Origin of the sequence: Metabacillus niabensis (assembly GCF_902829255.1) — a bacterium.
In the GTDB taxonomy this organism is placed as follows: Bacteria; Bacillota; Bacilli; order Bacillales; family Bacillaceae; genus Metabacillus; species Metabacillus niabensis.
In genome coordinates this window covers 1-22,742 of the sequence record NZ_CADEPK010000301.1, presented here as the reverse complement: position 1 = coordinate 22,742, position 22,742 = coordinate 1, and the positions used below count along the sequence as shown (strand labels likewise).

Here is a 22,742-nt window from a genome sequence, read left to right as displayed (position 1 = left end):
TAGAATCTATTTAAGAAATTTTATTGGAGGAAGTATCCAAAGATTGGAGGGAGAACATGAAGATTGTTATTGCTGGTGGATCAGGGTTTATCGGGAAGAAACTATCGAAGCTCCTTCTTGATGAAGGGCATTATATTAAGATTTTAACAAGGAAAGCGAAACAAAGCTCAGGGAACGTTCAGTATATTCAATGGCTTGATGGAGCAGCATCTCCTGAAAAGGAAATAGGGGATACCGACGTTGTGATCAATTTAACAGGAGTTTCGATCAATGACGGGCGATGGAGTGAGAAGCATAAGAAGCAAATTTATCATAGTCGAATGGAAGCGACAGATGAGCTATTGCGAATCATCTCTTTATTGCCGAAAAAACCGTCAGTATTTATAAATGCAAGTGCGATTGGCATTTATCCAGCCTCAATAGATGCTGTTTATACGGAGGACTCGTTAGATGTGTCAGATGATTTTTTAGGTAAGACAGTATTTGATTGGGAAGCGAAGGCGAAGCAAGTAGAAGCTTTTGGTGTTCGGACAGTTTTTATGAGATTTGGCGTTGTTCTTGGGAATCAAGGAGGAGCACTCCCTCTTATGGTATTGCCATATAAACTATTTGTCGGAGGTACATTAGGTCATGGGAAGCAATGGGTTTCCTGGATTCATGTCGCCGATGTCGTACGAGCAATTCATTTTGTTATGAACAATGAAGAAATCAAAGGACCTGTAAATGTCACAGCACCCACTCCCGTACAGATGAAGGATTTTGGGAAGGAGATAAGCTCTGTCCTACATCGTCCACATTGGCTGCCTGTACCATCGTTTGCCATGAAAATCGTCCTTGGACAAAAAAGTGCACTTGTTCTTGAAGGGCAGCATGTTTTACCACAGGTGTTAGTAGAAAATGGATTTTCATTTATGTTTCCATCGCTTCATACTGCTTTAGAGGATCTTCTTAAAGTCTAGGGAGAGGGGAGTGGTTAACGGTAGGCTTTTACAGAAATATAGGACATCCTATTTATGGTAGTGTTGTTTCTTTTTCGATTCGTATAGTAAATTCTATTACTATTATTGTAAGAATTATTTGAATTATGGTAAACTTTCCAGGTTAGATTATGATTTTAGTGAACTTAATAACTACTTGGAGTGATAACATAATGCTGATAGCACCATCCATCTTGTCTGCGGATTTTGGACAATTAAAAAACGACTTAGAAATGGTAAAACATGCGGGGGCAGACTTATTACATATCGATATTATGGACGGGCAATTTGTGCCAAATATTAGTCTTGGTATACCTGTTATGGAAGCCATTAGTACTTACTCTGATTTACCAAAAGATGTACACCTGATGATAAATAATCCAGAGAACTTTATAAAAAAGTTTATTGAATTAGGAGCAGACTATGTAACCGTTCATCCAGAATCAACTGACAAATTGGAATATTGTTTGGAATTGATTAAGACGAATGGTGCGAAAGCTGGCATCGCCTTAAATCCAGAAACTAGTTTAGACACCGTACTACCTTATATACGAGATATTGATTTATTACTATTTATGACGATCAATCCCGGCTTTGGGGGGCAAAAATTTATCCATAGTGTTGTGGAAAAAATGATTGAAGCAAGCAATTACAGGAAGCACCACGAATTATCTCATTTGCTATTTGAAGTAGATGGTGGTATTAACGAACAAACAGCAAAAATTTGCTTAGAAAATAAAATAGATATTTTAGTCTCAGGTTCAACGATTTTTGAATCAAAAGATGTAAAGAGAACAATCCAAAAACTAAGAAATCCATAATTGACTAGAATTTTCATAAAAAAAGCTGTCATTTGTACAGCTTTTTTTTTATACTGTTATCTTTAGTTTCTAATTTTTCTTTTACTCACAAATGCCCGCTTATTCGTAGGATTTTAAACCATATCTATTACCAGAACAACGATGTCAAAATTGTGGAGTGTTAAAGTTAAGAGTTCATCATTATAGAATTGCTATTTACAAGATAATGCTCATCCATTATAGTTATTAAAGAGTCATTATATCTATAATTGAAAATTAAATAATAGTTCCCCAATTAAAATAAACGATAAAGGAGAAGGAAAGATGGAATTCTGGGAATCGAGCTTTATAGAAAAACAAACGATGTGGGGATTTGAACCTACAGACTCTGCAATTTTAACAAAGGACTTTTTCCTTGAAAAGAATGTTAACGATATACTTATACCAGGTATTGGATATGGTAGAAATGCGAAGGTTTTTATTGAAAATGGAATCAATGTTACAGGTATTGAGATTTCAAAAACAGCGATTGATTTGGCGAGGCAAAATGGGATAGATAGTCGTATTTTTCATGGTTCAGTTACAGACATGCCTTTTGATAACAGGCTTTATGATGGGATATTTTCGCATGCGCTTATTCACTTACTGAATAAGTGTGAAAGAGAGAAGTTTATTAAAGATTGCTATAACCAGTTAAAGCCAAATGGATATATGGTTTTTACAGCTGTTTCAAAAAAAGCCCCAATGTTTGGGAAGGGGAAACAATTGGATAAAGACTATTTCGAGATTATGGATGGCGTAAAAATGTTTTTTTATGATTTTGATTCCATAAAACAGGAATTTGGAAAATATGGACTTGTAGAGTTTTCAGAAATTGACGAGGAAAATAAGAACATGAAAAATAAGCCTTCAATAAAATTTATTATGGTGAAATGTAAGAAGAGATAATAGGAAAAATGTAAAAGTGAATTTTTAAAGATAGAATGTAAAAATCGGCTGGCGTTGGAGAAGATAGCTTTTTAAAGATAGAACTGTACAATGGGTTTTATCAATTTCTATTATTTCAAAGTTAATAAGTCAATCGGTAATAATGAACCGAAATATCTTAGTTTAATAATAGAGATTTCGGTTTTCTTATTGTACAGAAGCCAAACTTGTCTCACCTGAAATTTCCAATATTACCAAACGCCTTTTTTTTCTTTTTGATTATTTTGTTATATACATAATAGAACAGTTTTGTTATAGTATATATAGAACAACATCTGTTATAGTTCATATAGAATAGAGAATGGAGGTGCTTGAATGATTTTCCTTGATTCCGAATCAAATGTTCCATTATATATGCAGCTTCGAACGCAAATCATTGAATCGATTGTCCGTGGAGAACTAGTGAAGGGCGATACTTTGCCTTCAGTTCGGGGATTGGCTAGCGATTTAGGAATCAATATGCACACTGTGAATAAAAGCTATCATGAACTTGAGTCTAAAGGAATTATTGAAATTGTCCCCAAAAAAGGAGCTGTTATCATTGCGGATTCAGAAAAGCATGCTTCTAATGAACAATATGAAATGATCGTTGAGGAGCTGAGACCAATTGTTGCTGAGGGACTAGTGTATGGGTTGAATGAAGAAGATTTCCATCAATTGATTTCGAAGATTATGAAAAAAATTAAGGAGGTATAATCTAATGGACATGGAATTTATGATTTTCTTTTTAACGGTTCTTTTTGTAGGGGTACTGCAAATTTTTATTCCGTTTATTACTAAACGTTCAGTTGTTTTTGGGGTTTCTATTCCCTATGAACAAGTGAGACATCCTCAAGTTATTCGCTATAAGAAGACGTATGCGGTTATCACGGCGATTATTACACTTGCTGTTTTAGCTGTCCTAATGATTCAGGGACAAAATTTGAATGAGACAAGACAAGCGCTTTTAGGTATTGTTTTCACTTTTGGTCTTCTACTAGTGGGGCTGTCCCTTTATTTTTATTTTCACTTTAAAATGACGAAACTAAAGCAAGCTGAAAAGTGGTTTGGTTCAGTGAAAAAGGTTTATTATGCTGATTTAAAAACTCGTTCAAAGGATGAAATGCTAGCCTCTTTTGTTTATCTTATTCCTGTCATTGTTTCGCTCGGTTTAATTGCGTTAACGATTAATTTGTACGATCAATTGCCTAGTCAAATTCCAACACACTGGGGGCCAAATGGACAACCAGATGCGTTCAGTGATAAAAGCTGGATGGTTGCACTAGGGCTACCGATTATATTGCTTATCATGCAGTTAATGTTTTATGGAATAAATGTTTTCACAAAACGCTCAGGGATTAAAATTAACGCTGGGAATGTTAAATCGTCAGAATTAAGGCAATTGCGCCTCCGTAAATATAGCAGCTGGTTTCTATTTGTTGTTGAGGTTTTAATGACTCTGCTGTTTGCGATTTTACACCTAAATCTTCTATATGAAAATATCATTAGTAATTTACTTATGATGATTACGCCTATAATCTTTTTAGTGATTGTCTTAGGCGGAACAATTTGGTTAGCAATTAAAGTCGGCAGTGTCGATTCAGATTTAGAAGGAAAGGAAATTGTTGCGGACTCTGTTTCAAAAAAGGTAGATGGTATTGATGAAGATCAGTATTGGAAAGGCGGATTATTCTATTTTAATCGTAACGATCCTTCTATCTTTGTAGAAAAGCGTTTTGGAATTGGGTTTACCATCAATTATGCCAATCCAATTGGGTATTTAATTCTGGTCGTTCCGATTGTATTAATTATTATCATTACAAGCGTATTTTAAATGAATGAGAAAAAGAAATTTGTTTTTCCAATCATAATCACTAAGACTTGGCTAAATTGCTAAGGAGTGAAGAGCTTAAAACTTATAAAAAAAACACTTCATTTTGATGAAAGTTATCAATTTGAAGTGTTTTTTTATCAGGTTCATTAAGTTCTCATGATGATAAGGAGCTAAATACATCTTCAATTGAATGTAATTCCTTTATATGATTTAGCTTGAGGGGTCTAGGTTTATATTTTAGACAATCACCACTAATAAAGAAATGGATATCAGGCATTGAATGAGCAAATGCATCAAGCATCCTTATTTCTGCGCCATTATCCTTCCAAACGGCATCTGTTGTGCCAGATAATAGGACAATTCTTGGATTTGTTAACCGAACCGTTGACTCAATTGTGTTTGAAGCAGGTGATGGTCCTAGCATTAAGGTTCGATAGTTGCGCACCATAGATGGAATGAGCTGTATGTATAACGGAATTTCGTCCCGTTCATTTGGTAAACAGCTGCCGAGAACTAATGGAGAAGAATCGGCAACGTGAAAACGGTGACGCATTGTAATGAAAAAGTCGCGAACGGTTTGACTGCATATTGCCTCTTGATGTGCTCCCCACTCCTTTTTACGGAGCAATTGATTTATTCTTTCTAAGAAGGGAGTGACAATTTCCTTCAAGAAAGGCTCAAGTCCAAATAAAGAATGAGCCTGTTCGAGCAAATGGAAGATGTCCCTGTCGTTTGCAATCCTTCCAGCTTCTACTAGGGAATCAAGAAATTGCTTCGTTTTTGGCTCAGCCTCTTCTTTTGCTGCTTCTTCGGAATTTTGTTTTAGCAGGATTGCAGCTTGTTTAACAGATTGCCCATCCTTCGTTAACGCGATCACTTTTTGTAAAATCTCAACTTCTTCCTGACGATAGATGCGGTAGCCGTTCTCTAAACGCTCTGGAGAAATGATGCCGTACCGATCCTCCCATTTTCGGATTACTTGTTTAGAAAGACCTGTCATATTAGACACTTGTTGTATAGAATAGGTAATCTTTTTCGTCATACTATCTCCTTATGATGCTTCATACCTTTATTCAGCAAATTGGTTTTGTGATAAAAAGCTGTACAATGTTTGTATAAAGAATAGCATGAAACATGTTTAGGATGAACCCTTTTTTCGTATCATGGTGAAGTATGTACAAAATAAAGTTCGTTTTATTTGCTTTAAATTAGTGAAAGTACTTAAACTGTTAATGTAGGAAAATAATGTATAAAGGTGGAAGAAGACATGAGTGAAATCAAAACGAAGGCATTTCGTCAAGCTGAGCATGAAATTGATCCAGTTTATTTAAATCGCTGGTCTCCTCGTTCTTTCTTAGAAAAAGAGGTGCCAGAGGAAGTGCTAATGAAATTATTTGAAGCTGCACGCTGGGCTCCTTCGGCAAATAATTTACAGCCTTGGAAATTTATTATCGCGAGAACGAAGGAGGATCGAGAAAAATTCCATTCTTTTATTAATGAGGGAAATCGGATATGGTGTGAAAAAGCTCCCGTATTAGCGGTTCTTATCTCAAATAAAGAAGACCCTGTCCATTCCTTTGATGCTGGTACAGCTTGGGGATACTTATCTTTACAAGCAACAAGAGAAGGATTAGTGACACATGCAATGGGTGGATTCCAACGAGATAAAGCACGTGAAGTATTAAATATCCCAGACAATTTTGATCCTCAAGTCGTTATCGCCATAGGCTACCAGGGAGAAAAAGAGGTATTACCAGAAAAGCTTCAAGAACGTGAGCAACCATCAAGCCGTAAACCATTAAACGAAGTACTTGTTGAAGGGGAATTTAAATAATAAAAGCTATAAAGGTTTCCTTATATAAAAAGACGTGAATCGTTTAAAGGATAAGTTTACGGGAGAGGTTGGGAAAAAAGATGGAGATAACACCACAGGAAGAAGCCATGATTAAAGCTTTCCGTGAGACAAACTTACCCCCTTTATTTGTGCTCATTCGAGTGAAAAATGAGATAGCAAATGACGTTGTAAATATCGATGAAAGCAAAAGAAATGAAATGGTTAATGCGTTAGAAGGCTATATCAGTTCACTATGGAAGGATTATCATGAAGGGAAGAAATCAGAGCCTTCAGCCTTGATAGATAAGAGTGTTTTAAATGAGGATATAACAGGATAAAACAATAAGGTTCATCTTGTTAGTTAGACAAGACGAACCTTATTTAGGAATATTTATTTTTTTAACAATCGAAGCAGCTGCAATCCATCTGATGGCTGACCGTTATATACCCCCATCCAACGAGGATAGGTGATAGGAATGATTGTGAAAAGGAACTGGAAGCAATTAAATATTGTTGCCCCAAAAAGCAATGAATGCAAATCATCTAGAGGTACATATAGTGACATCAATCCGAATAGTAGCATAAGCAGTAATGATATAATTGGGCCACCAGCTAAAGCAATAGCTGTTTGTCGTTTCGTTAAATTCCCTTCCCAAGAAACAAATCCTACATAAGACCAATTTAAATGAAAATGAAGTCTTCCTAATTTGAAATTTTCTTTATTCTCCTTACTCCTAGTACCTAAATAAACATGTGCATGTGATTTTGAAGTAGAGACAGCAGCTATACCATGGCCTACCTCATGCAATAAGACTGAAGCAGGGATAATCAAAAGATAAAAAAGTAGGAATAATAGCATTCATATACTCCTTTATTTACTAATATTTATACATACGCAGCTTTGCTATGCTTTATAAAAAAACATTAATCCAGAAAGATTAATGCTTTTTCATAAAGTACATATTAACAATCGTTACTTGTTATTTAAATTAGAAGAAGATTAAAAGCAATACTCCAACAATAAAACAATAATAGGTGAAATATCCAAGCTTCTTATTTTTCATAATTCCCATAAACCATTTCATCGCAAAATAGGTCATGAAAAGTGTTGCAAGAAATGCTGATAAATACGGAATCGCTAATTCTGCTTTATTAGGCTCATTTAAAAAGTCTGAAAAGCCTAATACAACTCCTCCGAGACTTACTGGAATATACAGCATAAATGAAAAGCGAAGTGCTGTATCCTGTTTCATTCCAACGGCGATGGATGAGATAATCGTCGCACCTGAACGACTTATCCCTGGTGTTAAGGCAACAGCCTGTCCTAAGCCGACAATAAGAGCATCCTTTAGTTTGAGATCTGATTCTTCTTTCACACCTTTAATATTACGGATTAACCACAAAGCAATACCCGTAATAAAGAGCATAATCGCAATTGTCGTCATACTCACATTTTCAGCAATATAATCGTTCAATAACACGCCGAGAACAGCTGCTGGAATCGTACCGATTACAACAAAGCAAACAAAGCGAAAATCACTCTTGTAGTTCTCATCCTTCGTTTTTACATATTTGATTGAATGAACTGCTAATCTAGCAATATCTTTTCTATAAATAAAAAGTATAGCCAGCAAAGAAGCAGTATTTGTTAATATCGCAAAGGTAAAGCCTTGTTCCCCAAGCCCTAAAATCGTACTGGCGATCATAACGTGCCCACTTGAAGAAACAGGAATTGGCTCGGTAAAACCTTGTACTAACCCAATAATAATCATTTTTAGTATGACGATTAAATCTGTTTCGATCATTTTGCCCTCCTTTTTAAACCCCCTCAATTTTATAGAAAATCACGATAAATAAAAACCTTTTATCGATTCTGTAACAAATTTGTCATTAACGAATCTGTGCAATTAGGTTCATAAACGATACAAAAAGTATCATCCTCTCCTTGCGTGTTTTACTTAAAAAGTAACCTGAATTTCATAAATTGTTATCACAGTGGACAAACTTAATTTGTCAACATGAACTAAAGGAGGAAGAAAATTTGGTGAACAATAGTAAGCAAGAAATGGAACGCATATGGAAAGAAACATGTGGTTCATGGGAAAACTGTACGGAGGAAAACATTCAAGCCTTTTTAGCTCAATGCGAGGAGAAGAGCATTGATCCGCAATATTGTATGAGCTGGGTCGAGCAGCATAGTAGCCAAATTCCGAATTGGTCAGTGGTTTCGAAGGAATCACTTGAATGGATAAATGAGCATACATCGACTGGTTCACCAATTAGCGAGTAACGGTGGAAGGTTCTTTTGCTCCGAAAACAAAAGAACCTTCCCTATTTTTGTTGTATTTAGAAAATCATTCCTTTAAAATCGATATATGAACATATAATCATATTTAATGAGGGATGAGAATGTACGATACAATTGTCATTGGGGCTGGTCAAGCGGGTCTTGCGATTGGCTACTATTTAAAAAAGCGGAATAAAGCCTTTTTGTTAATTGATAAAGGAAGTGAAGTGGGAGAGAGCTGGAGGGAGAGGTATGACTCATTAGTTTTGTTTACTCCACGGATTTACAGTGCCCTACCTGGATTACCTTTTCACGGTGATGAACATGGTTTTCCTACCAAAGATGAAGTAGTGGCATATCTAACGAAATATGTAGAAACGTTTCATTTTCCTATTCGTTTAAATGAAGAAGTGAAGGCTATTTCGAAAGTGGATAATGCTTTCCTTATTAAGACTAATCGTGATGAATATAGAGCGAAGAATGTTGTCGTTGCAACAGGTCCTTTTCAAACCCCTAATCTCCCTGGATTTTCAACAAATCTAGCAACGACGATTAAGCAGCTTCACTCATCACAATATAAGAACCCAAAACAATTAGGTGATGGAAACGTAATCGTCGTAGGTGGGGGAAATAGTGGAGCACAAATAGCCGTTGAATTGTCGAAAGAGAGGGAGACCTATTTAGCAGTAAGCAAACATCCAAGCTATTTACCTTTAGTCTTCCTTCGTAAAAGTATTTTTTGGTGGTTCGATAAAGTAGGGATTTTAAAGGCAACAAATCATTCGTTACTTGGCAGGCTAATTCAAAAAAAGGGAGACCCTCTATTTGGCTATGAGTTAAAGCGGGCAATGAAGAACAAGGAAGTAAAGCTAAAACAAAGGGTAATCAGTGCAAAGAAAAATGAGCTAGTCTTTGAAGATAACACAACATTAAAAGTGAACAATATTATCTGGGCAACAGGTTTTAAAACAGAGTTTCCATGGCTGCAAATCGAGGGAGTTTTCGATCAGAAAGGAAAGGTTATCCATAATCGAGGTGTATCAAGCATTGAAGGATTATACTTTATTGGCCTGCCATGGCAATATCGGCGTGGTTCCGCTCTATTACAAGGTGTAGGTTATGATGCTAAGTATATTGTTTCGATTATAAATGAAAGAACGTCATAATTTTAGTAAAGCCTAACTTCTTACATTAAACATAGTAGTTAGGCTTAACCCTTCGAAGCATTTTTAAAGAAAAACAAAAATTTGGATGAATGTAAGAATGACAGTTCCTACGATTGGAGCTACCTTTAACAGCACTACCCCATCAGCTGCTGAAATGAATCGTTCTAACGGGTCCTTTGCAGGGGAAGCGAGAAAATGAATGAATCGTTCCCAGCGATTACGTTTCATTGGGAATTCGGGTGTCTCGACTCGATATTCGTTCAGCTTCGTTTGTAAATACGGTTCTTTATGAAAGGGATCGTGACTCATATTCATCTTCCTCCAATTCTTCCTTTAATTTTTTGATCGCTGTGTGTAATCTTGATTTAACTGTCCCTTTAGGAATGCCAAGAACGTTCGCGATTTCCTCCTGTGGCATATCATGGTAGTAGGAGAGAAGAATCACCGCACGTTGAATGTCTGGGAGCTTTGCGATAGCATCGCGAATCGTCATTCTGTCTGAATGCTGGAAATCCTCAGGTTCTACCGGGATGAGGAAGGGCAAAAGGCTCCGCAGCTTTTTGCGCCGATTTAATTTTGTAATCATTAAGCGGTAGGCAATTTGAAAGAGATATGATTTTAGTTTTCCGTTGCTTCGGCTGTAATTGTGCTTGTAACGCTGAAGCTTAACAAATGTATCCTGGACGATATCGATGCTTAATTGCTCATCTCTTGTATAGCGGAAAATAAATGAATAAAGCCCCGGTTTTAATAGGAGGTAAATTCGTTCTAACGCTGCTTCATCTCCATTTTGGTAAGCAATCATCCATTCATCCTCACGCTCATTCAATCTCATCGCCCCAACGTTCCTTAATTGATTTTAACGTCAATGATACTCTGCTAACTAAATAAATAATCGATACTATTGTCCAAACCTGTGCTTGGTTAGTAAAAAATTGCACAAATACATTTTCAACTGTTTCACCACTAGCGATTAGATAAAATAAAATTTGCACACAAATAATCGAATAAATAGCTAAGCAAAGTGTCAGTGTATCAAATACATTCCAACGTAAATATAATTTCGTTTTCTTAAAGTTAATTTTATCATTTTCACGGACAACATGTTTGCGATCCATCGGAATTGTAATCGCTAAAATTAAGATCATTAATATACCTAGAACAATAAGGGAAAAAATCCAACCAATCCCCATTTATACCATCTCCAATCTGCTTTCTTTACTACCTATACAAATGGGAAGGCCAAAAGGTTCACTTCCTGAGTAAAAAAGGGGACATTTTTGTTGCTTTTATGAAGCATCAAAATCATCGCCATTTTTTGCTATTTTTTGTTGCATTACTAGCTTAACTATTGGTATTATTGGTTTTCACGAGTCAACAAGAGGCAAGCTGCACGGATTTAAACGAATTTCGAAATATAACGAAGAGAAGGAGTGAGTAGCAATGAAGCAAGAATTTATCGAAATTGTAAATGGAAGAGAGAACAACCTGAAAAATATTCATCTCGAGATTCCAAAAGGGAAGATTACCATTTTTACAGGGGTATCTGGTTCAGGGAAGTCATCGATCGTTTTTGATACGATTGCACAGGAAGCAGGGCGTCAGTTAAACGAAACATTTAGTAGCTTTGCCCGTCAGTTTCTTCCGAAATACAGCAGACCGGAAGCAGATGAAATCCACAATCTGTCTACTGCGATTGTTGTCGATCAGAAACGACTTGGCGGGAATGCGCGATCGACGCTTGGAACGGCAACAGACATTCAGCCATTGATGCGCCTGCTTTTTTCACGTTTTGCTCAACCACAAATCGGCTATGCCAACGCCTATTCCTTTAATGATCCAAGTGGGATGTGCCCTAAATGTGAAGGGATCGGGAAAATTATTACGTTAAACACAGATGCGGCACTTGATAAGGAAAAGTCTTTAAATGAAGGAGCGATTTTGCTTTCAGGCTTTGCACCAGGGACTTGGCAATGGAAGGCATATGCTGAATCAGGCTTCTTCGACAATGATAAGAAAATTAAAGATTATACAAAAGAAGAATTTGACAAGCTAATTTATGCGGAGCCGCAAAAGGTGAAGGTCAACTTCATGGATAATGAAATGAATGCGACATATGAAGGCTTAGCAGTAAAATTTATGCGGCTGAATGTGAATCGGGAAAAGGAAACGACGAAGGCTGCTGAAAAGAAGCTAAAGGATTATACGACAACGAAAACATGTCCAACCTGTGATGGGACACGTTACAACGAGAAGGTGCTATCGTCTAAAATCAACGGCTATTCGATTTATGACCTAACATCGATGCAGCTGGATCAGTTAATCGACGTTCTTCCACAAATCGATGAACCTCATGCTAAACCGATTGTGGATAATATCATTGAACGGTTAAAAAATCTATGTGATATTGGGTTAAGCTATTTAACATTGACAAGGGAAACGCCAACCTTATCAGGTGGTGAGTCTCAACGGGTCAAAATGGTGAAGTATTTGTCAAGCAACCTAACAGGGTTAATGTACATATTTGATGAACCAAGCACAGGTCTTCACCCTCGCGATGTGTACAGGTTAAATGAATTGCTAGTTAAATTACGTGACAAAGGCAACACCGTTTTAGTTGTTGAGCATGATCCAGACGTCATCCAAATCGCAGACCATATCATTGATGTTGGACCACATGCAGGTGCTGGCGGAGGAAACATCATGTATAGTGGCAGCTATGAGGGCTTATTGTCATCTGACACTCTTACAGCAAAGTATTTAAGCAGTAAAACGGAGCTGAATTCTAACCCAAGACCTGTTTCCGAGTTTATTGAAAGCAAGAAAAGCAGCCTTCATAATTTGAAAAACGTTAGCCTTCGTGTGCCGATTGGTGTTTTCACAACGGTAACAGGGGTTGCGGGCTCAGGGAAAAGTACACTTGTAAACAATGTTTTTGCGAAGGATATTTCAGAGGCGATTCGCATCGACCAAAGCCCAGTACACGCTAACATCCGCTCGAATCCAGCAACCTTTTCAGGGATTATGGATGCGATCCGCAAAGCATTTTCCACTGCAAACAATGTGGAAACAGGGCTATTTAGCTACAATTCAAAGGGCGCCTGTGAAACATGTGGTGGAACTGGAACGGTACAGCTCAACCTATCGTTTATGGATGTCATGGAGGTAGAATGCAGCGAATGTAAGGGCAGTCGCTTCAAGCAGGATGTGCTCCAATACAACTATAAAGGAAAAAACATTGTCGAAGTCATGGATATGTCTGTCACAGCTGCACTAGATTTCTTTGATGTGAAAAGCATTCAAACGAAGCTAAAAAGCATGGAAACAGTCGGTCTTGGCTATCTATCATTAGGCCAACCGCTAAACACGTTATCCGGCGGTGAATGTCAAAGGTTGAAGCTAGCGAAGGAGCTAAACACAAAGGGTAACACCTATATACTAGATGAACCAACGACTGGATTGCATATGTCTGATGTAGCAAATATCTTGCGTATTATCAATAAATTAGTAGATAAAGGTAACACAGTTTTAGTAATAGAACATAACCTAGATGTCATTCGCAATAGCGATTGGATCATTGACTTAGGTCCAGATGGTGGTACTGGTGGAGGAGAAATCCTTTACGAAGGCCCACCAGCAGGAATAGTAGATTGTGAACGTTCTGTTACTGCGAAGTATGTATGAGAGGGACGGTTCCCTTGCTTCCGATTTAGGAAGTGAGGGGACTGTCCCTGTTTTTTTGGTGACTATTATCCTATTTTCGAAAAATATAGTAGTTATTATGGTATAGCGTATTTGGTAAATTTTATTTATTTCAGGATAATGATCCTATTTACATAATATTACCATTTTTATAGGATCGAACATGAGACGATGAAGATAGGAGGCATGACCGATGAGTGAAAAAATAAAGGTCTCCTATGAGGAGGTAAGCAAGGCATTAACTTCGATTAATCAATCTGCTAATGCCTTACAGTATAAGACGAGCTCAATCGCCGAACAAAATAGATTAGAGTTTGTGAATAAGATGAATGAAGTAAATACGATGATTACTCAACTAGCTGAGCAATATAAGCAGCTATTAAAGGAGCATAATCAACAAGTGGAGCAATCACTAGAGGCGCTTAAACTGATTGATGAGTCGTTAGCAGCATTGATGGACTCATTTTCGCATGGAGTGAAGCAGGCCTTAGAGAAAGAGTAGGAGTCTGTCATTGACGGAGGTGAAATTGTAGAGCGTGAAACTTTTTAACGCAAGCAATCTTGATTCTGGTATAAAACAGGTGAAACAGTCAATCGATACATTAGAGAATCAGCTTCAAGATTTAAGAAAGCAAATCGATTATTTTACAGGATTAGATGATAATTTTACTGGGAAAAGCGGAAATTCGATCCGTATGTTCTATCAAGAAGTACATATTCCGTTTATTCTCTTATTTGAACAAACGATCAGGCAATATAAGGCGGCATTAAATGTTGCTGAGAAATTATTTTTCTTATTTGAACCAGCGGATGACGGATATATCGAGGAAAGCTTCCTTGAAACCGAAATCGAACAAGGCTTGAAAAAAGCAGCTGAAATAACCCACCAATTAGTAGAGGACGTAAATGACGCCCTTGGCTCGATTCGCGATATTATGTCAATAAAGCATCTAACCGATGAAAACTTTTACATGGACGTTCAACGTGCCAAGCGATTTACACAACGAACAATAAATCAATTACATCAAACCGATCACGGTAGAGCACAAGATTTAACTGACACAGAAACAGACCTACAGCTTCTTCAAAAGTACATAACGGAAATAAGAAGCATGTTCCAATCAAAAGACGTAACAATCTCAAATTATACGTTCAGGAAATTCGCAACAAATGCTACATACAAGGAAGTCCTAAGCGAAATCGAGCAAAACGCACACTATACACTCGATGAGCTATACGGAACATCCCCATATCTGCCAAATACGTATGTCGAAGCAAGATACCCTGGTCCAAATGCTCATTTAGATATGTTAATGAAAAATAGATACAGAGATTCGATTGAAGATCGAATTGAAGCTGCGAATATAATAAGTGAGCTAACAGATACGAAGATCACGAAGGAAGAGTTTGAGAGTTTAGAAGAGCGGCTTGTGGACATGGTTGAGATTAAAAATGGTGTTGATTCAGTCGAAAAGTATTATTTATACGATGATGGACTAATCGTCAAAGTCTCATCCGGTACCTATGAATTTGTTCAAAGCATCCCTGGACGAGATACAACAAATGGGGAAATAACCTATGATTTTAGCGAATATGATAAGAAATTTGTCGGAAATATGTGGATGCTAAGTAAAAATGGTACAACTGGCCAAGATGCAGCAGGAGCAACAATAGCCTACAACGAGGCCATTAAAAGTGGTAAAATCAAACCAGAAGTCCCTCAAACCGTCGATATTAACCTCGAACAAATCGAAGCAGCAAAGGAAGGGTATAACTACTGGACAGGAGAGAAAATCTCAGACGTTACGAAATACTCAATTATCGTAGGAGGAGTATTTAGTAGTTTTTCAGGTTTTAGAGGTGGTAGAGTTAATATTAATACGAGTGCACCACCTAAAACGATTACTGTTCCGAAGAAGGATATACCGAAGATTAAGGAGAAGGTTAAGGGTGTTGAGGGGAATGGTGTTGGGAATAAGGGTACAGGGAAAGTTCAAACCAGAACTGAGATAATGAATACCGTTCAAAGTACAATGAGTCCAGCAGTGAAGAAAATTAAGGGAATTGATCCGGATGCCAAGGTTGGATATAGGGGTTCATTGGCTACAGGTCAAAAAGGACCACATAAGGGAAATGCACCTTTTGATCCAACAGATTTTGATATTGACGCATTCATCGTTAGTGATAAACTAGCATCAAAATTCAAACCTGAGATTAAATGGAGGTCAGGAACAAGAATTAATGAGATTGAACAATTACAGATCCAAATCGATAAATCTTTAAAAGAATCTTTACCTGGAATGAGAAAAGTAAACAAGAGAGGAAGACCAGATAATTTTACATTTCGAATATATACACAGGAAGAATATAATCATAAGTTCAATACAGGTACACAAATAATTAATGATTAGGAGAATGATAAAATGAAGAAATATCCCTATTTTACTTGTTCATTGGTAATATTTTCGGAAGAAGATATTTTTGGTGTGGCAAAGATAATCTCTGAAAAATTAGTTGGAGGTATTCCATTTGGAGGGCTAGAAGATTATATTTATGAAGAAGTACCAGCAGTATACATAAATGAAAATATCTTAGGATTTGAGCTAGTTATACAAGGATATGGAGGAGAAGATGGATACATTTTAGAACTTCATCCTCATCCATGCAATAGTAGACCAGATGATGCTGAAAGAGTTACAATAGAAATAACAAGTTATATAGCTTCTCTTCTTGAAGGAGTAGAAAATATAAAGGTAGAATCTGAAAAAAATAGTACAAAGGACTATATTGAAATTACTGAGTAGTTTTAAGGTGTGCAGAGTTTTATTTTTAATAGATAAAAAGATAGAAATATCTTTATTTAATTAAATATTATGACATCAATAGATTTAAATAATTTATTAAACATTTACAAATTTGCAGAAAGGTATTACTTACTAAGCAGATTGAAAGTATTGTAAATATAAATAGAATTTGTTACTAAATACAATTAAGGCACTTACTTGTTTAAGTAAGTGTCTTTTCATATACAAAAAGCAAAGGATAATGAAAAAAGAACAAGCTATGGTAGCAGCACTGGATGTTCTTGAACCAATCTCGTAAGGACGTTGATAGGTATTACCTAAAGGGCCACCAGCTTTTTTTGAAGTATCATCGCCTGTTGAGAAGGTAAAACTATTGGAGTCTGATAGGTCTTAGCCTATCTGCGAAATAACAATTCATGTAAACTTTTTCTAAGAAGTTACAGATTTATCGCAGAAAGCTTTCTTGAAACCGAAATCGAACAAGGCTTGAAAAAACAGCTCAAACGACCCACCAGTTAGTAGAAGAAGTAAATGCGGAATCCTTGGCTCAATTCGTGGTATACCTTCGAACTAAAAGATGGTCAAAAGCTATTATTAGATGGCATTCACCAGATAAAAAAGGCTACCGAGTTATATCCTGATTCGGGTTATGGATCGAGATGGACTGCACAAATAAAAATTGTAACGAAACACTGGATGCTTATTGTAAGCGATTTAAGAATCAGAGTTTAGATAGTTCATATTCCAATTAAAGGGAGATAGAAAAAATGGAGTTAAGAGATTATGAAATATTACCAGATATTTTGTCAGTCGAAGAGATTGATAATATGTTTATAGAAGTCCTTGAAAAGTATTTCCAAGGTAGTATTGAAAAAATAGATTCCTCAAAATACTAAATGAATTAACAGACCGTCAAGTCATGACATATGAATTACTGAATACAGATATAAAGTCTAAAATTGATGAGGAACTATGTAAATTATGGAATACCAACTCCTATGAAGTAGTGGATGTCATTCTGTCCATTGTTTTAAATCTAGGTTTGGAAAAGTGTTTTCACCAAATTAAAGATTCATTAGAAAATATTGAAAGCATGTCTCAGGAAATTAAAGTAGAAATTGAGGATGCAATAGAGGAGGTTGGAGATTATATATCCAATCCATATTTTAAGCTAGAGAAGTAGTGCATTTATTTGAAAAATTGTTTTAATGACACTTTGAAAAGTATGGCATTGAAAAGGTCTAGAAGAAAAAAATGTGGGTTATACTGTTAGGAAAACCTCTGATGGAACCAAAGGGTTTCGACCTACTAAAATAAGGAAAAAGGAGAAATGATATTGGAACTTCAAGGCATAGTTGAACAAATCCATTTTAAAATTAGTAAAGATTGTCGGAATTTGAGCAAGAAAAAGTGATTATCATGAGGGAAGAGCTAGATAATTTAACTATCAAATTAATGACTGAAATAGACAAAGTGAATGATATAGCTGTTTAGAAAAAGTAATACAATACGAAAATGAGCATTTCTTTCTCCCTATCCCTTGTGCGATTAAATTGTATCAAAGAGTGATATTCTTAAGTAAAACAAATATATCCTATTTTGAAGGATTTGTAGATTACCTGTTACAATACGGACCGGATTGGAAGGAAGAAGCAAACATATTAAAAGACTTGTATACAAATTGTAAATTTGAAGATGCTATTGAATATGCTCAAAAAATCAAGTATTACAAGGATTTTAGGAATTAAACTTTGGGTACAAGCTAAGGGGAAGAAACTTGCTATTACTGAATTAATTTCTGTCTTTGTAATATAATAAAGATTGTTGATTCTAAGAAGGTATTTTTGGTAAGCAAGCAACAAAGCACCTTTAATAAAAAGGCTTATTCAAGAAGGAATAAGTCTTTTTTATATCCAAAATTAGAAGGAGAGAAGGAAATTAGTACATATTTTAAAAACAATATTGGTAGGAAGTCTCTTGTATATTGCAAGGAGCGAAAAAGAATGAACAAGTTTACTAAGATAATTGAAAAGTTCGAGCAAAACCTAATTAGAGATGGGCAAGATGTTAATGAAGTTAAACAAGCATTTGGTCAAGCTAAGCATGAAGAACTAAATAATATTACTTTGTTGTATGAAACATTTACTAAGTGGTCTGCTTTTTATAAAGAACATGATTTGGAAAATTTGAAATCCTATTCAATCCCGGAACCTATAGTTGATTTTTATAGAGATTTTGAGCCGCAAAATTTACCTGCTTTAAGTGGTGGAATAAGATTATTGGGACTAGAACAAATTAAAGCAGAGAATGCAACTGCTATACCTAGTATGTTTCTGGTGAAATTTGGTTTATTAACTGTTGCTACAACTATAGGTGGTAATGTAAATTGTTTAGATTTAAATGCAATTAATAATGAAGAACCTAGGGTATTGATAGCGGACCATTCTTTCTGTTCCTACAACGATGATTTAGAAGTTGTTGAGTGTGTAATTGTTCCAGATGATATTGCTGATAAATTTTCAGAGGATGAACCTATAGTATTAACTTACGATATAATAAACAGTTGCCTTCCACAGGTCGCAGATTCATTTAGTAGCTTTTTAAGTAAGCTAGCAAATGAGGAATACGTGGATATTGAAAACGAATATTTGTAGTTACCCTTTCTTTAAGAGTAGTAGCTCCTTAATTAACTGCTTTATTTAACCTTGATTGGCTTTTTGCCTTTCAAGGTTTTTTATATTCTAGAAAAGAAGAAGGATATACCGAAGATTAAGGAGAAGGTTAAGGGTGTTGAGGGGAAAGGTACGGAATCCAAAGTATATAATACTCTTCCAAATGATTCGTATGCATATCAGAATTATAAAAAATCATTAATGAAGCAAATTTATGGGATCAAAAGGCAGTAGATATATTGACTAAGGATGGTTCAAATATTAGAGATTGGTGGAAATTGGAGTCAAAGTATTTCTATAATACTGAGTTTGGAGAGGGGAAAATTCATTATTATAAAAACATTAAGACTGGTGAAATAAGTTCGTTTGACAGTAAACTTAAAGTATCTAAGCCAAAAAATTTAAGAGTAAATAATAAAGATTTGTTTTGGATAATAGATTTAGATGAAAAATTTTTTTCCTGTTAAAATGAGGTGATAAATTGAGAGTAAAGTGTGTAGAAAATAAAAAAAAGTTTCCGTATATTACATTGAATACAATATATACAGTATATGAAGGTGAATTTTTACTCGTTGACAATAAAAAATACTATTCAATGTTTAGAATAGAAGATGATTATGCGAGTGTAATTCCATATGATGCAGAATGTTTTGAAATTATTTCTGATAAAAATACTAATTACGTTGAAAAGAAAATAGCAGAGGGCAAATATAAGTTTACGCATAAATATATTTCTTATGATTTTTTTTGGTCAATGTTTTATGGTGAAGCAGGTACTTCTTTAGATGATTTTTGGAAGGCTAAAAAAGATATATATATGCTCGAGATGTGTAAAGAAGAAATGTGCAGGATAATAAATGGAGAAAACGAAGACGAAAGGGATTTTATACTAAACATGTCAATAGAAGCTAATGATGATTATTTTATTGATGATGTAATTAAAATTTGTCGTAAACAATTAAAAGAATGGTCTACGAATAAAAATTTAGAAACATTATTCTTATATTTAAGTAACTTTAAATATGAAAGCGTTAATGAGTTCTTCATTGAATATCTATCTGTAGGTGTAAAAGGAACTGAAAAACTAGATAAAATAATAAACGATTATTTTAATAATTAAGGGAAGAAACCACTTCTGATTAAGTTTAGAAATGGTTTCTTTTCATAAATCAAGTTTAAATACTTACAACGCTATTAAAAGCTGCTGATAAGCTGCTGATAAGCTGCTAGATCTTGAGAAAGATGTTGATAAGTCGAAGGATGCGGCTAAGGGTAAGGGTAACTTTGTAAAAGTTGATAATAATAACGACATTAGGACAACTACTACAGAGCATAAAGGTGGAGAGACTGAAGTTGTTCACAGCTCGGGTAAACATACTAGTAACGGTAAGGGGAGGCATCTTGAGAAAGGACTAAACAACATAATCGTCACGTTTCATATGATGCCCTGCTAAAGAATTTCCCCTCACCCTGAGGAAGCCAAAAACTATGAGCAATATTTAATAGTGCTGAAATAAAGACAGGAAATGATTGGTTAGAAATATATCCATTAGAACTAACGAGCAACGTTTATGTTAATTGAGGAAATAGTTAACTAAATTGGAATAAAGGAGGAGATATTTTGATTACACAAATGAATGAGGAAATTTTTTTAACAAATTTATCTAAAGCAGTTGATAAGATAAAAGAGACTAAAAATATTTCAAGCGATATAGTTAAATTTATTATAGAGCCTGTCGAAGAACATGGGAAAATGTTAGATGGTAGCGATGAAATGATGAAACGTCTTGTATTATCTAAAGAGAATATCGGTGGTAAAAAACTATTGATAGAAGATGTTGTTGGGGTTTTAGGAGGGCTTTTTCCGAAAGCTCCCTTATGGGTTAATGTATCTTTTATGGAGATGGAAGGAGATACCGCCATATTCAAATTGGAAACTAGTTTACGTTTTAGAAAACCAACATTATTAAGGAATGCTGAAACAGGTCATGCACCTTTTAATGCCATTTTATAAGGACTGTAAAGATGTTTGTTTAATCTCTTTACAGAGACTCAATGTGGCTACTCGTCGTTTCCTCTTGAATTGGAATGACCCTAATCAAGTAATTTGAAAGGCATTTATACTGTTTGTTAGGAATAAAAAAAATTTTTTTAGAGCTATTTGAAGGGTTAAAGAATAAAGTCAGAGAAAATCCAGATATGATTAATTAAAGAAAAAGTAAGTAGGGGATACTGATGAAATTTTATAAGCTAGGTATAGCAGTTTCAGGTGAAAATGAAAATGATATAGTATGTCATTATAAGGATGATTTTGGAATCCAGCAATACGAATTTAAAACTGGAGAGACTTTTGATAGATGGGATGGAAGTTTTAAATTTTACTATGATAAAAGTGAGGGAGAAGTGCCTACAGACTATCTTGCAAATGATATGGGATGGTTTGTGGTATCTAGAAGATTGAAAACCATTATGGAGACCTTAAATACAAAAATTGAGTACTTTCCAGTTGACATTGTTGAGTTAAAAAGTAGAGCTAGGTTAGAAGGATATTATATTGCTAATATTCTTAGAGTGGTTGATGCACTTTGTTTAGAAGAATCAGATTACCATGAAATGCAAACTAAAGTGTTGGTACAATATATAATGTACGAAAATATGCAATTTATGAAAGTAAAGTAGAAAATAGTGATATTTTTAAATTGGGAAATAGACAGGAAATTCCTATTTTTGTTTCAGAAATATTTAAAAAAGAAATTGAAAATAATAAATTAACAGGTATGAAATTTTACACAATTAAAGCTATCTAATTTTAAATAAAGAATTTTTTCCTATAATAATTGACTTAATTAAGATGATAGAAAATAAAGACTCCATGAAGGTAATACCATCAAGGAGTCTTATTTTACATAGGAATATAAGAAAAGTACGAGAAATGAGCAATTATAAATCACATTTAATTTTTATTATATTCGATGTATAATAATTCATATAAACGGACGTAAGAAGTAATCTTATAAGTTGAAAGAAGTGTTTAAGTGAGTTTATATTTTGCTTATGTAATGGTAGGTCTGGCTATTGCAATGCCAATCGGAGCCATTACAATTGAGATGACGAAACAAGGTTTGAAAAATGGTTTTATGCATGGGTGGGCAGTAGGGTTTGGTGGAATGACAATCGATTTGATTCTAATCTTTGCCCTGTATTTTGGTTTAGCCAATATATTGGCAATTCCCTATATACAAATGCCATTATGGATTGTCGGAGCTATCTTTTTATTTTTTCTTGCCTATGATTCTATAAAAAATGCGGATAAGGATATTGCGATAGCAGGAGAAAGAGTCAATAAATCACTTTTTAAAACATATCGTAATGGCTTGCTTGTCGCTGTTTCTCCGGGAAATTTAGTTTTTTGGATTTCCGTGTTTGGAACGGTTTTATCAAATTCATATGCAGGCAGCGAATCTAGCAGTTTCATCATTGTCGCAATGGGGATTATTACTGGTATTTTATTACATGATATTGGTTTGTTAACAATCGTTTCCATCACGAGAAAAATCATGAACCGTCATATGATCAAAATGACATCTATCCTTGCTGGAATCTTATTATTTGGATTCGGGTTCTACTTTTTATATGAATTTTACATAGGGATTCAAGCATTTTTGTGATTTACCTAAAGAAAAAATAAGTGGTGCAGTTC

General features: G+C 35.1%; 26 protein-coding genes and 1 pseudogene. 21 read left to right on the top strand and 6 right to left on the bottom strand.

What is annotated here, in order from left to right; genetic code table 11:
• Positions 1 to 56 precede the first annotated feature (56 nt).
• The 5 genes from HU235_RS17685 to HU235_RS17665 all read left to right on the top strand — a co-directional run bounded on the left by HU235_RS17685 (position 57) and on the right by HU235_RS17665 (position 4,577).
• Positions 57 to 959 (top strand): TIGR01777 family oxidoreductase, encoded by a 903-nt coding sequence (locus HU235_RS17685; protein WP_174881069.1) that lies wholly within the window; start codon positions 57 to 59, stop codon positions 957 to 959.
• A gap of 191 nt (positions 960 to 1,150) precedes the next feature.
• Entirely contained in the window at positions 1,151 to 1,798 is a 648-nt protein-coding gene (gene rpe, locus HU235_RS17680) for a ribulose-phosphate 3-epimerase (RefSeq protein WP_233452263.1), read from the top strand.
• A 303-nt stretch (positions 1,799 to 2,101) separates the two neighbouring features.
• Positions 2,102 to 2,725, top strand: a complete 624-nt coding sequence (locus tag HU235_RS17675; RefSeq protein WP_174881068.1) for a class I SAM-dependent methyltransferase — start codon at positions 2,102 to 2,104, stop codon at positions 2,723 to 2,725.
• Positions 2,726 to 3,079: 354 nt separating this feature from the next.
• Entirely contained in the window at positions 3,080 to 3,460 is a 381-nt protein-coding gene (locus HU235_RS17670) for a GntR family transcriptional regulator (RefSeq protein WP_095301950.1), read from the top strand.
• A gap of 4 nt (positions 3,461 to 3,464) precedes the next feature.
• Positions 3,465 to 4,577 (top strand): DUF1648 domain-containing protein, encoded by a 1,113-nt coding sequence (locus tag HU235_RS17665; protein WP_233452262.1) that lies wholly within the window; start codon positions 3,465 to 3,467, stop codon positions 4,575 to 4,577.
• Positions 4,578 to 4,731: 154 nt separating this feature from the next.
• On the opposite strand, the gene HU235_RS17660 is transcribed toward HU235_RS17665, so the two are convergent.
• The gene (locus HU235_RS17660) at positions 4,732 to 5,619 is read right to left on the bottom strand and encodes a MerR family transcriptional regulator (RefSeq protein WP_174881067.1); all 888 of its coding nucleotides are present in this window, start codon (positions 5,617 to 5,619) and stop codon (positions 4,732 to 4,734) included.
• A gap of 225 nt (positions 5,620 to 5,844) precedes the next feature.
• On the opposite strand from HU235_RS17660, the gene HU235_RS17655 reads away from it, so the two are divergent.
• Both HU235_RS17655 and HU235_RS17650 read left to right on the top strand, forming a co-directional pair.
• On the top strand, positions 5,845 to 6,411 hold the full coding sequence (locus tag HU235_RS17655; protein ID WP_174881066.1) for a nitroreductase family protein: 567 nt from the start codon (positions 5,845 to 5,847) through the stop codon (positions 6,409 to 6,411).
• Positions 6,412 to 6,491: 80 nt separating this feature from the next.
• Positions 6,492 to 6,749, top strand: a complete 258-nt coding sequence (locus HU235_RS17650; RefSeq protein WP_174881065.1) for a hypothetical protein — start codon at positions 6,492 to 6,494, stop codon at positions 6,747 to 6,749.
• Between the two features lie 53 nt (positions 6,750 to 6,802).
• Here HU235_RS17650 and HU235_RS17645 read toward each other — a convergent pair whose 3' ends face one another.
• Positions 6,803 to 7,270, bottom strand: a complete 468-nt coding sequence (locus HU235_RS17645; RefSeq protein WP_174881064.1) for a site-2 protease family protein — start codon at positions 7,268 to 7,270, stop codon at positions 6,803 to 6,805.
• A 130-nt stretch (positions 7,271 to 7,400) separates the two neighbouring features.
• Positions 7,401 to 8,216: an undecaprenyl-diphosphate phosphatase gene (locus HU235_RS17640; RefSeq protein WP_174881063.1), complete on the bottom strand. Its 816-nt coding sequence runs from the start codon at positions 8,214 to 8,216 to the stop codon at positions 7,401 to 7,403.
• Between the two features lie 239 nt (positions 8,217 to 8,455).
• On the opposite strand from HU235_RS17640, the gene HU235_RS17635 reads away from it, so the two are divergent.
• On the top strand, positions 8,456 to 8,701 hold the full coding sequence (locus HU235_RS17635; RefSeq protein WP_233452264.1) for a hypothetical protein: 246 nt from the start codon (positions 8,456 to 8,458) through the stop codon (positions 8,699 to 8,701).
• A gap of 119 nt (positions 8,702 to 8,820) precedes the next feature.
• Positions 8,821 to 9,864, top strand: coding sequence for a flavin-containing monooxygenase (locus HU235_RS17630; protein ID WP_174881062.1), 1,044 nt, complete (start codon positions 8,821 to 8,823; stop codon positions 9,862 to 9,864).
• A 63-nt stretch (positions 9,865 to 9,927) separates the two neighbouring features.
• On the opposite strand, the gene HU235_RS17625 is transcribed toward HU235_RS17630, so the two are convergent.
• Genes HU235_RS17625 through HU235_RS17615 form a run of 3 tightly spaced genes read right to left on the bottom strand, consistent with a single transcriptional unit; the run spans position 9,928 to position 11,057 of the window.
• The gene (locus tag HU235_RS17625; RefSeq protein ID WP_174881061.1) at positions 9,928 to 10,173 is read right to left on the bottom strand and encodes a hypothetical protein; all 246 of its coding nucleotides are present in this window, start codon (positions 10,171 to 10,173) and stop codon (positions 9,928 to 9,930) included.
• The gene (locus HU235_RS17620) at positions 10,151 to 10,669 is read right to left on the bottom strand and encodes an RNA polymerase sigma factor (protein ID WP_174881080.1); all 519 of its coding nucleotides are present in this window, start codon (positions 10,667 to 10,669) and stop codon (positions 10,151 to 10,153) included. Before HU235_RS17620 ends, HU235_RS17625 begins: the two co-directional genes overlap by 23 nt.
• A gap of 16 nt (positions 10,670 to 10,685) precedes the next feature.
• Positions 10,686 to 11,057, bottom strand: a complete 372-nt coding sequence (locus HU235_RS17615) for a group-specific protein (RefSeq protein ID WP_095301958.1) — start codon at positions 11,055 to 11,057, stop codon at positions 10,686 to 10,688.
• A 250-nt stretch (positions 11,058 to 11,307) separates the two neighbouring features.
• Here HU235_RS17615 and HU235_RS17610 point away from each other — a divergent pair, with 250 nt between their 5' ends.
• From HU235_RS17610 to HU235_RS17560, 12 genes and pseudogenes are all read left to right on the top strand, one after another.
• Entirely contained in the window at positions 11,308 to 13,548 is a 2,241-nt protein-coding gene (locus HU235_RS17610) for an ATP-binding cassette domain-containing protein (protein ID WP_174881060.1), read from the top strand.
• A gap of 211 nt (positions 13,549 to 13,759) precedes the next feature.
• A complete protein-coding gene (locus HU235_RS17605) occupies positions 13,760 to 14,068 on the top strand; it encodes a DUF5344 family protein (RefSeq protein ID WP_174881059.1) in 309 nt (102 codons plus the stop codon).
• Between the two features lie 34 nt (positions 14,069 to 14,102).
• Complete coding sequence (locus tag HU235_RS17600; protein WP_174881058.1) at positions 14,103 to 15,977, top strand: LXG domain-containing protein; 1,875 nt, start codon at positions 14,103 to 14,105, stop codon at positions 15,975 to 15,977.
• Positions 15,978 to 15,989: 12 nt separating this feature from the next.
• Entirely contained in the window at positions 15,990 to 16,370 is a 381-nt protein-coding gene (locus tag HU235_RS17595) for a hypothetical protein (protein ID WP_174881057.1), read from the top strand.
• A gap of 767 nt (positions 16,371 to 17,137) precedes the next feature.
• On the top strand, positions 17,138 to 17,266 hold the full coding sequence (locus HU235_RS25310; protein ID WP_267905723.1) for a hypothetical protein: 129 nt from the start codon (positions 17,138 to 17,140) through the stop codon (positions 17,264 to 17,266).
• A 23-nt stretch (positions 17,267 to 17,289) separates the two neighbouring features.
• Positions 17,290 to 17,553 carry a hypothetical protein gene (locus HU235_RS25115; protein WP_233452261.1) on the top strand — a complete coding sequence of 88 codons (264 nt, stop codon included), beginning with the start codon at positions 17,290 to 17,292 and terminating at the stop codon, positions 17,551 to 17,553.
• A gap of 661 nt (positions 17,554 to 18,214) precedes the next feature.
• Positions 18,215 to 19,024, top strand: coding sequence for a hypothetical protein (locus HU235_RS17585; RefSeq protein ID WP_174881056.1), 810 nt, complete (start codon positions 18,215 to 18,217; stop codon positions 19,022 to 19,024).
• A 257-nt stretch (positions 19,025 to 19,281) separates the two neighbouring features.
• Complete coding sequence (locus HU235_RS17580; RefSeq protein ID WP_174881053.1) at positions 19,282 to 19,509, top strand: hypothetical protein; 228 nt, start codon at positions 19,282 to 19,284, stop codon at positions 19,507 to 19,509.
• Between the two features lie 14 nt (positions 19,510 to 19,523).
• Positions 19,524 to 20,162, top strand: a complete 639-nt coding sequence (locus HU235_RS17575; protein WP_174881055.1) for a hypothetical protein — start codon at positions 19,524 to 19,526, stop codon at positions 20,160 to 20,162.
• A gap of 513 nt (positions 20,163 to 20,675) precedes the next feature.
• Positions 20,676 to 21,056: a hypothetical protein gene (locus HU235_RS17570; protein ID WP_174881079.1), complete on the top strand. Its 381-nt coding sequence runs from the start codon at positions 20,676 to 20,678 to the stop codon at positions 21,054 to 21,056.
• A gap of 221 nt (positions 21,057 to 21,277) precedes the next feature.
• A pseudogene (locus HU235_RS17565) lies at positions 21,278 to 21,849 on the top strand (imm11 family protein).
• Between the two features lie 228 nt (positions 21,850 to 22,077).
• Positions 22,078 to 22,710, top strand: coding sequence for a LysE family transporter (locus tag HU235_RS17560; RefSeq protein ID WP_174881054.1), 633 nt, complete (start codon positions 22,078 to 22,080; stop codon positions 22,708 to 22,710).
• The last annotated feature ends 32 nt before the right edge of the window (positions 22,711 to 22,742 follow it).